Annotated in this window: 8 protein-coding genes; 1 reads left to right on the forward strand and 7 read right to left on the reverse strand. The window is 42.3% G+C overall.

Features of this window, described 5'->3' with window-relative positions:
• Nucleotides 1-124 precede the first annotated feature (124 nt).
• From HS960_RS17210 to HS960_RS17240, 7 genes are all read right to left on the reverse strand, one after another.
• Complete coding sequence (locus HS960_RS17210) at nucleotides 125-619, reverse strand: hypothetical protein (RefSeq protein WP_153847080.1); 495 nt, start codon at nucleotides 617-619, stop codon at nucleotides 125-127.
• Nucleotides 620-712: 93 nt separating this feature from the next.
• The gene (locus HS960_RS17215; protein WP_182330206.1) at nucleotides 713-1,561 is read right to left on the reverse strand and encodes a glycerophosphodiester phosphodiesterase family protein; all 849 of its coding nucleotides are present in this window, start codon (nucleotides 1,559-1,561) and stop codon (nucleotides 713-715) included.
• 157 nt (nucleotides 1,562-1,718) lie between these two features.
• Nucleotides 1,719-2,912 carry a purple acid phosphatase family protein gene (locus HS960_RS17220; RefSeq protein ID WP_153847082.1) on the reverse strand — a complete coding sequence of 398 codons (1,194 nt, stop codon included), beginning with the start codon at nucleotides 2,910-2,912 and terminating at the stop codon, nucleotides 1,719-1,721.
• A 58-nt stretch (nucleotides 2,913-2,970) separates the two neighbouring features.
• Nucleotides 2,971-4,623, reverse strand: a complete 1,653-nt coding sequence (locus HS960_RS17225; RefSeq protein ID WP_153847083.1) for a SusD/RagB family nutrient-binding outer membrane lipoprotein — start codon at nucleotides 4,621-4,623, stop codon at nucleotides 2,971-2,973.
• Nucleotides 4,624-4,635: 12 nt separating this feature from the next.
• The gene (locus HS960_RS17230; RefSeq protein ID WP_202883700.1) at nucleotides 4,636-8,289 is read right to left on the reverse strand and encodes a SusC/RagA family TonB-linked outer membrane protein; all 3,654 of its coding nucleotides are present in this window, start codon (nucleotides 8,287-8,289) and stop codon (nucleotides 4,636-4,638) included.
• A gap of 116 nt (nucleotides 8,290-8,405) precedes the next feature.
• On the reverse strand, nucleotides 8,406-9,395 hold the full coding sequence (locus HS960_RS17235; protein ID WP_182330208.1) for a FecR family protein: 990 nt from the start codon (nucleotides 9,393-9,395) through the stop codon (nucleotides 8,406-8,408).
• A 63-nt stretch (nucleotides 9,396-9,458) separates the two neighbouring features.
• Nucleotides 9,459-10,079, reverse strand: a complete 621-nt coding sequence (locus HS960_RS17240; RefSeq protein ID WP_153847085.1) for an RNA polymerase sigma factor — start codon at nucleotides 10,077-10,079, stop codon at nucleotides 9,459-9,461.
• A 450-nt stretch (nucleotides 10,080-10,529) separates the two neighbouring features.
• Between HS960_RS17240 and HS960_RS17245 the strand changes: the two genes are divergently transcribed.
• Nucleotides 10,530-12,920, forward strand: a complete 2,391-nt coding sequence (locus HS960_RS17245) for a TonB-dependent receptor (protein ID WP_153847086.1) — start codon at nucleotides 10,530-10,532, stop codon at nucleotides 12,918-12,920.
• Nucleotides 12,921-13,049: the final 129 nt, after the last annotated feature.

The raw sequence follows: 13,049 nt of genomic DNA on the forward strand, positions 1-13,049 counted from the left end.
GGTAGACAAAGAAAAAATTAATGTGAAATATTCAATTGCAACTTCATCAAAACAGAATTTAACAAAAAAAGAAAGAAGGCAAGCCGTCTTTCTTTTGAGTGTTAAAGGAAATATACTACTTATTTTATTTTGTTGCAGCCGTTCGCTTACCTTGAAAATAGTATTCAATTGGTAGTACGTATGCTAAAGGATTATTATTGCGCGAAATTAATATGAGCTGATCAGCATCAAGCTGTACCTCATAACTTTGGTAAGGATCACTGTCAGCAAACTTGATACTTTTCTTCCCTTTATCATAGGTAAATCCGCGATGCTGTTGTTCAGAAAAAATCAAACTTTCAAATGTTAGCTTATCATCCCCACATAGTTCTTTACCACGATTGACAGTGAACTTATTCGCTGATTCAGCAAATGTAAACGTATACACATTATCCTTTTCACAATCTTTCGGTTTATGCTTCAATTGCTCGTTTGCCGTCCCTTTCGCAGACACGATAGGGCTCCATTCAAAACTTTCCAGCTGTTTTTGAACATCCATAGGTACAGTCACTTCATTTTCCTTACTACAGCTCGTCAGTAAAAAGAGAATAGCAAAACTCCCAGTAAATAATTTATTCATTGTGGTTTCCATTAGTTATATCTTGATGACGATCATTTTACCAATATCGCTACAATAAAATCAAGAATTTTTAACTAAACAGATAAAAATAGACTAAGAGCCGGAGAGCACTTCGCGCCACAAACTAGGATGATCTGTTTGAATAAGACGTACAAAAGGATATTTCTCCAAAAAAGATCGATAAGCCTCCCTTCCCTCCTGTTTTGCTTTTTCGTCATATTCCCCCAAACTATTCATCCAAAAATAAATGCCCTGTTGGCGCAATGCATTAAGTTTTTCGGTATCAGTAAATGATTCATCAAGATGGACAATTGAGGTTAATTTCATCTTCAGTATGGCCGTTAGATCCTTCATACTGCGTGCCCTCGGAAAAAGCGTGATCGTTGGATTGAGTTTGTAAATCTTGGGCATGTCTTTGTAATCGTAAAGAAAAAACAGTACCTGGTCTTCCATCCCCTCCTGTTCAACAAGCGCATAGGTTTTCTTAATAAACTCTTTGCGTTCTTCTTTAAAATCGAGATCAACAAGGATTTTTCCCTTTGCAACGCGCAAAGCTTCCGATAGGGTTGGTATAACATGATCCGAGGCTTCACCATTTGCCTTTTTGCGTAAGTGGAGCAGTTGAAGCTCGGCATAGGTCTGTTTGGCGACCTCTCCTTGCCCGGTTGTCGTCCGATTGACTGTTTTATCGTGCATCAGCACAAGTACACCATCTTTGGTGGCCCGCACATCTACCTCTACCACGGAAGCCCCCTGCCGAATAGCCTCTTCGATAGCAGCAATTGAATTTTCAGGTTGCTCCAGATGAGCTCCCCGGTGTGCGGCAACGTGTAAACTTTTTTGATCTAATTTTTTTATTAAATCGTTCGACTGAGCATATAAGTGGGTTGTAGAACTTACTATCATACTCAACAAGATAGTAGAAAATAAAATCTTTTTCATTGCTGTATAGCTATTTTTTTGCAATCTCTTTTTGTTATACTTTAGAAACCGGCGATCTCGCCGCAGTTACATCTTAATCGCGTCATGGATTGAATCCCGCACCTATATTGACGGAAAGTAATCCGGTTTGAATGGATCACCTTCCGTCTATGTCGTTCTACTTTTTCGACAATTCGAATGAATCAAACAACTGCCCATTCAGCTTGTAGCTTGAAAAATATAGTTTATTATCGGTCAGCTTGATCACTTGATACAATTGCGTCTGTGACGTTGCAACTTCCATCCAGCGTTCAGAATCAGATTCGTACATCTTAGGCCCCGCTACAGACAGGAGATAGACAGGTCGCTTTTTACCCAGCCTGCCACGAGCGTAGGTATGATCGTGGCCCTGAAGGACCAAATCGACACCATATTTCTCGAAAATAGGTTTGAAACGTTCTCTCAAGATGGTATTGTCACGATTTTTTGCCGTAGAGTATACGGGATGGTGCATGACAACAATATTCCATTTTTTTTGTGATGAAGACAACACTTTCTCCAACCACTTTTCCTGTATCGCTGCTGCAGTAGAGTCGAGCATAATCAATTGAGAATTTAGGGAAATCATACGTAGATCCTGATAATCGAGGTAGTAAACAGCATCTTGCATACCCTCAGGGCCATTCCTTGGCAAGTTGAACTGTACTTTCCAATGCGGGTCAAGTACAAGCTTCCCAAGCGAGTCGCGACGGTACTCGTGATTACCCGGTGTTGGAACAGCAGGAATCATCTGATGAATAAATCCTGCGGCCTCATGCCATTCTGCCCACTCCTCGTCTGCATTCGAACGATTGATCAGATCGCCCGCGTGAACAATAAAGCGTGCATTCGCTTCCTGCTGGAAAGCACGCCGAATGGCACGTGCCCAGCGTGAACGTAAGTCGTTCTGTGCATCACCCAAATAGATAAATGAAAACGCGCCTGAACGCTCCGCAGTCCTAAATTGGTTCCAGGCACTCCAATTGCTGCCATCTCCAACGCGATAGGCATAAACTGTACCTGGTTTCAGGTCACGGAAGGTTACCTGTCCATAAGCATCCTCTTGCTGTCCTCGCTCGAGCGGTAGTGCTGTTCCATTTATTGTGATCGCGTTTTTTTCAAGTTCTGGATTGCTCTGTTCTTCAGCAATCTGACCAATTATTTTGGTCCTATCCGCATTGATCCGCCAAGAAACAGACTGCGTACTGCTGGGCTCATCGGACCAGGTCAACGTAATACGATCAGGTTGTTTGTCTTTATTATCCGTCTGGCTTTTCCCTTCCAATAAAGCACAGCACAGTACTACAGCAAGAAGAATATGTTTGATTTTCATTGTGATATTGATTTTATAAGCGATTTGATTACTCTATTTAATAACTTTTAATTACTAATTACCAGGGCTTGTTTGTTCCTTGCAATAACCAAGGTTTTGACCAGGCACTATTTTCATTGTCTGCCTGTGAATAAGCTGTCTTTTCAATACGTTTCAATGCCTCCTCGGCATTTTTTTGATTCACACTCATTTCGGTTTGCATATAAGGTACACGAACAGGAAGCTGTGTACGAATGGCTGCGGGGCCGGCCTTTAAAGCGGGGTACCCTGTGCGACGATAATCAAACCAGGACTGTGCGGCAGTTGACCAACTAGCGATCCATTTTTGTTCAATGATCTGCACTTGCGTATTTTCAAACGCCACACCTTTCTGGCGGATATAGTTGGAATAGTCTGCGCCCTTTCCCCAGCTTGCCAAAGATTCCTGTATAGCACGCTCATAATAGGTCTTGGCTGACTCAGGCAGCCCCCATCCTTTCCAGGCTGCTTCAGCCAAAATAAAATTAACTTCGGCAGCAGAAAGCAAGCGTGCTTTTAACAAACTTCCCTTCGCCGAACGATAGCTATCATTCAGGTAAGAAACATGCGGATTGATCGAGGTTTGCCCCGGTGTTGGATTGAGGTTGTAGGCCGAAGGGTTTTTAGATACACTTGGCGGCAGTCCAACATACTCCTTATCGGTATCCACCGGAACGCCTTTGACGACATCTGGCGATACAATCCGAACACCATTAACGATCTTATCTGTACCTGCGGGCTCGTTGCTGCGGATCTCAATGGGTATGTCTACCTTTCTGGCCCAAACCGCCAAACGGGGGTCGCCAAGTTCCTGTAGTCGGTCGACCAATGTTGCACACATTTTCATTCGTCTAAAATTACTTCCACTGGCATCATACACCGTATTTGACGGCCAGGAGTCATTTGCATTATTTCCAACAAAATCCATCAATACATCATCAGTGGTACTCGTAATAATTGGAAATTTATCGGGATTGGCAACAATACTTTCAATCCCCTGTCTGGCAAAGTCAGCAGACTTTCCTGAAATACGCATATAATACCGTAATGCCAAAGAATTGGCAAAACGACGCCATTTGGAAGCCTTTCCGCCAAAGTAAACATCCGCATTCGCCAGCACCTCATAAGAACCATCGGGGCGGGATAGAAGTTCATTGGCTTGATTCAACTCGTCGATAATTCCCTTATAGATTATTTCCTGACTATCGTATTTCGGAAAATTATATACAGCATCTCCCAGTTCCGCTTTTAAGGCATCGGTATAAGGAGCGTCTCCCCAGAGATCAGTCACCAATCCGAATAAGTAAGCGCGCATCACCAGCGAAACTCCTTTATGAAAATCCAACCCTAATTTCTCCGCGCGTTTACGCATAAGCTCATTGTCACGTAAAAAGCCATAATAAGCATCCCAACTCAGAATCCCTCCTGTCCATTCGTAGTCATTATGTGAATTGAACCATGCATCAAATTGGGTGTGCTGCATAACTCCGCCAAGATCTGAGAAACTCAATTCGTTGTATTTTTTCGCTGTTCCTGTCAATATCGTCGGCAATAACAGATTGGGATTGGCGTCTTCCTCACTTACACCGTTCGGATTGATATTAAGTTCAGTCAGATCTTTACAAGCTGAAATATTCCATACCATCCCAAGGCCTACTACAGCCATGGTGAATCTCTTCAACTGATTTTTCATTTATGTCGTATATTAAAATGTCACATTTACTTTAAATCCAATAGGCATTGACCAAGGGGTAACGTTGTAGCGCTCAATCCCCTGTTTAAATCCAACACCAGTTTCTGGCTGAAAGGCCATTTCCGGATCTATACCTACTTTCGCTTTGGTCCATAAGATCAGGTTACGGGTATAGACTCCCACGCTACCATTCTCTATTCCAAGACGTTTCAGCCATTTTCCTGATAAATCGTAGCTAAAGGACAGTTCCCGAAGCTTGATAAAAGAAGCATCAAATGTCGCCGCATTCATAAAATCCCAAGGGTAATTGTCTGAATAAGCGATATATTTTGTTCCTTCACCACCAAGATTCTCTGTATAACCTGTGATATTACCTTTATCATCATATTGTGCGATAACACCTGGATTAAACACCCCGAAATTGCCAACAAGACCACCCACACTGATCGGATAACCACCATACTCTTCGCCTGGTCCTCCAACAATGGGATACCTATTGCCCTGCACGCGAACAAGATTGTTATCGACCAAATAATTGCGTAGCGTTTCACCTGTCATCCCATTGGGGTTGATCATTTGGTCAAGAAAACGTTGCGTGGTTAGATTCGATTCGAAATAGCGATAGGTCTGCGACATAAATTTCCCTCCAAAACGCATATCTGCGGCAATATTCATTGTCCATTTTTTATAGCGAAGACTTGACTGTAGGCCCATCGTGAAATCGGGATTAAAATTTCCGATTTTGTTTCGGCTATTATTGATCCGTACAGCCTGCCAAGAACCATTTTTATTGAGAATAGGAAAACCATAGTACGGCGACGATTGATCCTCCACGGTCACTAACTTGGAATCGTACAGATCCCCGATCTCTTCCCCGACATAGGTACGTGCCCCACCCCGACCGTCGGTCCAAAAGGTATAGAATTCTACACCATCAGAAAGCTCATCGATACGAGTACGATTGCGATGCCAGTTGACACCAACGTCCCAGGACCAATTTTCCTTGGCAATAGGTCGCCCGGAAACAGCAAGTTCAATACCGCGGCTGCTTAACAGTCCGGCGTTGATATTTTTCGAATTGAAACCACTTGATCCGGGAAGTGTTGTTGAAATAATTTGGTTTTTGTTCTCCAGCTTATAGTAGGTTCCTTCAAACTTCAGTCGATTATTCCACATGCCCAGATCCAAGCCAAATTCGTAAGATGTGGCAATTTCGGGCTTCAGATTAGGAACCAAGAGTGACCCCGAACGTGTTAGTCGCAATACATCACCCCAGCTACCGGGATTACTCAGTACATTGGAGAGATTATAGGGATAAGTATCATTTCCCACGCGCGCAATACCCGCTCTCAGTTTTGCCAAATTGATCGTTTTAGGCAGAGAAAACACCTGGTTAGCCAACACACTTAGGGATGCCGAAGGATAGAAATAGGATCGATTGTTCACAGGTAAGGTGCTGGACCAGTCGTTGCGCCCAGTCACATCCAAATAAACCATATCCCGGTAGCTTAGATTGATCAGTCCGTAAACACTGTTTATGGCTCTTTCAGAAATTGTACTGTAGAAATCCAAATTTAATGGACTGATATTGGCCAATGTGTAGAGTCCCGGCGTGATTAATCCTGCGCCATTCTTTGAGGTATTTTGCACGGATTTACCACGATTATACCGCAAATTTCCACCCAATGACCCTGTGATCTGAAAGTCGCTCATCTTCTTTGTATATGCTGTCAGAAAATCGATATTCTGTTCCATATTCATCAGATTAACAATCCCATAAGCACCTCTGGGTTCGTTCGTATAACTGTAAGGGATTTTTGTTTCCCTATTTTCCCAATAAATATCTGTTGCGTACCGTATCATGGCCGTCCAATCTTTTTTGATGGTCCAATCTAACCGTAAGTTTCCAAAGACGCGGTCTCTTGTAAAAGCATTATTTACTCCATAAGCAAGGAAATACGGATTATTGTGGTTGCCAATAGACTGTGAACGCTGTTGGATCTGCTCCTGCCCTGGCAGCCAATAATCCTGTAAGTCCAGAATATTGATGTGAGGTGCAACTTCATAAGCCGCTTGCATCGGATTGGTTCCCCGATTTCCCGCAGGTCTATTGTTGGAGTTATTTCTGCTGGCATCTAGCGAGAGCCCCAATGTCAAACTATTGCGAAGGCGCATGGTCGAATTGATATTCAAGGTGTTTCTGAACAGATCCGAATTGGGGATAATACCCTTATTGGCCATATTGGAATACGAGAAACGATAGTCCAATTTTTCGCTTCTGTTGCTGAGGGAAATCCCATTGGTACTTGTGACCCCAGTCTGGACAAAGTTTTTAATGTTATTTGGGTACGCTTTTAGTTCCGTAGGAATGGGCTTGCCGTTCTCGTCAAGTGGACTATTCCATTGGACAGCTTTATACCCCTTATCCAGTGCAGGGCCTACCATAACACTAGACTCCTCCTCAATAACTAAATTGCCGGGCAGGTCGCCTGGTCGCCATGGCAAGGTACCGCTTGCAAATTTGTTATGCAATTCAATAAATTTATACGGGATATCAAATACTGTGTTACTAGTCACAGCAATGGTCATCTTCTCCGCATTCTTACCACTTTTGGTTGTGATCAGCACCACACCATTACCTGCACGTGAGCCGTAAAGCGCAGCTGCACTTGGCCCCTTCAAGATGGAAATATTGTCAATATCTTCGGGATTGATATTGGCAATTGCATTACCATAATCCACTTTGTTGTCGTCACCGATCTGACCAACATTATTTAAACTATTCATCAAGGGCACTCCATCTACGACAAATAGCGGCTGGTTGTCTGTACTTAGCGATGATGCCCCCCGAATCACCATATTCACGCTGGAACCGGTGGGTCCTGTAGAACTAATCGAAACCCCGGGTATTCTACCTGCCATACCAACCAGAAAGTTATCATTATTGACCCGATTGATATCCTCGCCCTTAATTTTACCGACAGCATAACCAAGGGAACGATCCTGTCGTTTGATGCCCAATGCAGTCACGACCACTTCATCCAATTCGTTGTCATCTTCGTTTAAGACCACCTGACGTATACCTGCTGTGTTGGCATCGAGCTTGAGATCGTTCAACTCTTTTTTTTCATAGCCAACATGGCTTATCAGTACATCATATACGCCGGCAGCTAATCGAATGGTCACTTCACCTTTGGCATTCGACAAGGCGCTCTGTCCAGTCAGTGGAATATGTACAGAAGCTCCTCCAATAGGTCGTTTTGTGCGATCGACAAGCTGCAATTTCAAATCATAAGACTCTTGTTTACCCGTATTTTTTACAAGGACAATACCCCCTGACACTCTTTTTGACTTAATGTTGGTCCCGTTCAGGATATAGGCAAGGACTTCCTCGAAGCTCGCATTCTGGAATTTTTTTTCGGCAATTAAAATCCGATCTAATTGGAGCATACTCCGATCGTAGCCGATCGCTTGACCTGTTTGTTTTGACAACTGCAGTACCGCCTGCGCGGCGTTACCACTAGACAAATGAATATTGATATTATCCCAGTAAGCGTGATTGATCTTTTCCAATCCCTCAGCATGGCTATTGGTTACAGCACAAGAGACCATAGCGCAGATGGCAAGCTTTGTCGCAAGGCCGGTAAGCTTAATTATTTTATACATATATTTGTATGAATGTTTTAAACATGAATATTCAGGTGCTCACTGGTCGATTTAGCGGTTTGCCAGATGAGCACTTTTCTTGGGCAGATAAATTATGCTGTTCTACCCCCTACAGCTTATTTGTATAAGATTATTTCATTTTTCTCCCTCCTAAATTTGATTTGATGAATATTGCAAACGATATTCAGCACCTGGTCTAATGACTGTACATGCGGTATCATAAGCGAATAATTGAAAGTATCTGTATTCAGATTTTCGGTAAGCAACACAACACCGAAGCGGTTATAGATTATTTCTTTCAGTTCCTTGAAGCTGATGTTATTCAATTGCATACCGCCTTGTGTCCAAAGACTGATGTAAGCTGCATCGCTATCGAAAGTTTCAAAATCATTTTTATCTACGCTATACCGGACGGCCTTACCTGCTGTAAGAATATGGTTTGCTCCATTTTTTGCATTTAGAACACTCACCCGCCCAGTTTTAACTTCGACGGTGACATGTTTAGTAGACATCGAATTGTTGACGTTGAATGATGTTCCTAGGACTGCAACAGAGACGCTGCCTGTTTCTATCTTAAATGGATGTAAAGTATCCCGTCTGACCCGAAAGAATGCCTCCCCCCGATCTAAAAAGAATCTTCTATTTGATGCAAAATTCTTACGATCGTAGCGGATACGTGTATTTCCGTTTAAAAAAATGGATGTGCCATCAGGTAACTGAATTTCTTTCAATTCGCCCGCATTCGTAACCGTTTCCGTCAGTAATGCGACCGTTTCTGTACGCTTCCGAGAAAGCGACATCGGGTTGTGCTGTAAAAATAGCAGACTGATGCCTCCTAGGACCAAAATAGCCGCCGCTGCAGAAAGCCAGGAGAATTTTCTGATCGGTATGTTGGGCACCTTCTTTGCCCTGGCAGGTTCTTCAGCTATTCCTACACGAATAAATAATTCTTGTTTGATTTTTTCCCGATGATTTGCATCTATAAAAGGTGGAATGTCGTCGTTTGAAATAGACTCGTACCAGTCGTCAACATGACCTTTTTCCCCTTCAGTCAATTTCCCCTCGAGATAATCTGTTATGATAAGTTTAAAGCGTTCTAAATTCACCTGCATTAATTTTTATACTAATACAGATCAAAACGGGCAAAGTACTTTAATTAAATATGTTCTTTATATTAAATAATCATAAAGGAGATAGCTACCCGCAAGCAATAAAAATACAGAATCGTGGTTGGCAAATCTTCTTGTCAATTCGTACCGCATGATCTTTTTGGCCTCTGACAGGTAATTTTTAACGGTCTGTTCCGCCAGATTGAGTTCCTTGGCAATTTGTGTTATTGAATAATTGTCAGAACGCATTAGATAGACTGCTTTCATCAATTTAGGCAATTTGTCTATCGAATCATCCACAATAGCCTCCAGCGCCCTATACCTGGCAAAGGCCTGGCTATCCAAATTGGAAAAAGCTTCCATGCGTTCCATTGATTTCTCCAGGACCTGTTTTCGTACACGCTCCGAGGCGTAGTAATTCAGTATTTTGTTTTTGAGGGCTTTGTGAAAATAGAATTTTATATCGGAGTATTCAGTACTCACGAGCGATCGTTTTTCCCAGATATGGATGAATACTTCCTGCACAAGATCCTTAGCCTGATCCTCTTCCCGAAGATGACGAAAAGCGACGGTGTATAGATCCTCCCAATACCGCTCAAAGAAATAAGCAAAGGCAATGGGGTCACCTTCTTTAAAACGCAACACATAGTGGTTATCTACATTGGCTTCGGTAGTTTTCACCTAACAAAGATAGGTTCGTCAGATTATCAAAATGTTAATTTTTCGGGAAGCTTTTATTTGAATGAACTGCGCCATTTGAATGCACTCCACCATTTGAATGCACTCCGCCTGGCATTTGTAAAAAAACGTCCCAAAAATTGTTAATAAACATGTTAACTTTCTAGTATAGAGCAGATCTTTTGTTAAAAACGTAGCGGACTTCCTATTTTTTTACAATTAGGCATTTAGGGCAAAAACAGTTCAGACAAAATGTTAACAACAATGTTAATTAACTTGTAATCAACAACCTTTATGTTAATAACTACTTATCAGTAAAACCTATAAATTTCATGTAATGACATGTTAACAAAAGTTGAATCATGCATATTCGTGGGGTGAAAAACAAAAAATTCGGTAAAAGCTAAGGGTAAATTGAAAGTCGGCTGTCATAAAGATAAAAACTAATCTTTTATGAAACTATCGCCAATCTTACTCATTGGATTATCGCTTCAAGCAGGGTTTACATTCGCCCAGCAACCAGCATCGCCAAAGCAAAAAAATCAGGTTGTGACCGAAACTGTCAAAGGAACCGTGATAGATAAAAATACCAGACTACCGCTTACAGGTGCCACAATTGTCATTTCATCCAGTGATGGGACAAAGTCTGTAAGTACAGACGCACAGGGCATATTTCGGCTGCAGCAAGTTCCGGTTGGGCGTCAACAGCTTCAAGTTCGCATGGCTGGATATAAACCAGAAGAATTTACGGAATTACTGATCACCAGTGGACGGGAGAATATGGTCAATGTGGAAATGGAGCCGCAAATAAATGCATTAAATGAAGCTGTCGTCTATGCCAATGCCGGAAAACAACCGCTCAACCAGATGGCAATGACGAGTGGACGCTCTTTTTCGCCGGAAGAGACCAACCGCTATGCTGGCGCCTTTTTTGATCCCGCCCGTATGGCACAGAGTTTTCCAGGTGTTGCTGCCGGCGGCGATGACAATGAAATTATTGTTCGCGGAAATTCCCCCAAAAGCTTGCAATGGCGGCTTGAAGGTATCGAAATTGTAAATCCCAATCATTTTGGAGCCGAAGGCGCTGCAGGCGGCGGAATCAGTATGCTCAATACCATGGTATTGGGAAAATCTGATTTCTATACCGGTGGACTTGCCGCGGAATACAGCAATGCAACAGCAGGTGTTTTTGATCTTAGGTTCCGTAAAGGAAATACCGACAAACGCGAATACACATTCAACGTCGGAGTCCTGGGCGTAGGAGCAACGTTAGAGGGGCCTTTCAAAAAAGGAAGTGACGCATCTTATTTGATTAGTTACCGCTATTCTTCATTGAGTCTACTGGAAAAAGTAGGTGTAAAAGTTTCAGACACTGGCGTCCCAAAATATCAGGACCTTTCTTTTAATTTTGTATTTCCCACAAAAAAAGCCGGAACCTTTTCCTTATTCGGTATAGGTGGCTTGGGGAAACTTCAACAAACTGCCGAGCGTAATTACGAAAAATGGGAGGAACGAACAGATGCCCAGGATCTAAATTTAAAGTTCAACGCGGGGAGTGCTGGACTAAAACATCAATACATTGCAAACGACAGATTATATTTCACCGATATTGTTTCCATGTCCCTTAGCCGTAATTCCAATAGCACCGATACATTAACACGGGACTATATTTCCAGCCTCTATCACAAGGACAAATTTACGAATACGGCTCTTCGCTATGCGGGTACGCTTAACTATCGCGCCAACAGTAAAAACACGATTAGAGCGGGCTTAAATGCAAGTTTATTACACTATGACCTCTATGCGCTGTCCTACGACACCGAGCTAGCGGCATTGAAAGAGCGGATTAATGAAACTGGGAATACAAGTACTTATGATGCTTTTGCACAGTTAAAAACAGTTTTGAACGACAAAATAACGCTAAATACAGGAATACATGCAAATTACTTCGCCTTGAGCAAGAGCTGGTCTATCGAGCCAAGGCTTGGCCTAAACTGGCGTATTACCACAGATCAAACGATCTCCTTTGGGACTGGTCTATATAACCGACTGGAGCCCTTGGTCTACTATTTTGCCAAAAGTAGCGATCAAACAAGTCTTGAGCCAAACAAGCCTCTTTCGCCAACGAAATCTGCCCAGGCTGTTATTGGCTACGAAAAGAACCTAAGCAGAACACTCCGGTTTAAGACAGAAATCTATTATCAGCATCTTTATGATGTCCCAGTATCTACCGATTCCGACATCAACTTCTCCTTACTCAATGTATCGGATATTGCAGCCATTGGCACATCAAACTATCATCAGCTTATCAATAAAGGAACCGGCAAAAATTACGGCATTGAGCTAACGCTTGAGAAATCATTGAGTAAGGGTTATTACTTCATGGTAACGACCTCCTTCTTTGATTCCAAATTCAAAGCACGCAATGGCAAAGAATATAATACCACATTTAATACACGTTATGTAGGAAATATACTGATGGGGAAAGAATGGACCGTGGGAAAGAGTAAAAATAATCTGTTCGGTCTTAATGCAAAATTAATTTATGCCGGGGGAAGAAAGTACTCTCCTGTTCTGGAAGAAGAATCGCTTCGTTTAGACGAAGAAGTTATTGACCAAGATCGCATCAATACACTGACTGCCGCCCCCTACGTACGTGTTGATTTCTCATCGAGCTATCGGGTTAACCGCAAAAAAGTAAGCCATCTGTTTATTTTGGATATTCAGAATCTACTTAATAGAGAGAACACTGTGGGTATGCACTACAATTTCAGCAAACGCATCATTGAACCCCAAAAATGGACTGGTATTATTCCAACCATTAACTACCGGATTGAATTCTAATACGCAATAATAGCAAGTACAACGAAAAGGTTTATTTCCAATCGTTTGTCTCCAGACACTAGCCGCTGAAGACAAACGATTGGATTAATGAGACGAGCTCATGCTTCCAACAACGCTCTTAATTATTCG

Origin of the sequence: Sphingobacterium paramultivorum (assembly GCF_014109745.1) — a bacterium.
Lineage (GTDB): Bacteria > Bacteroidota > Bacteroidia > Sphingobacteriales > Sphingobacteriaceae > Sphingobacterium > Sphingobacterium paramultivorum.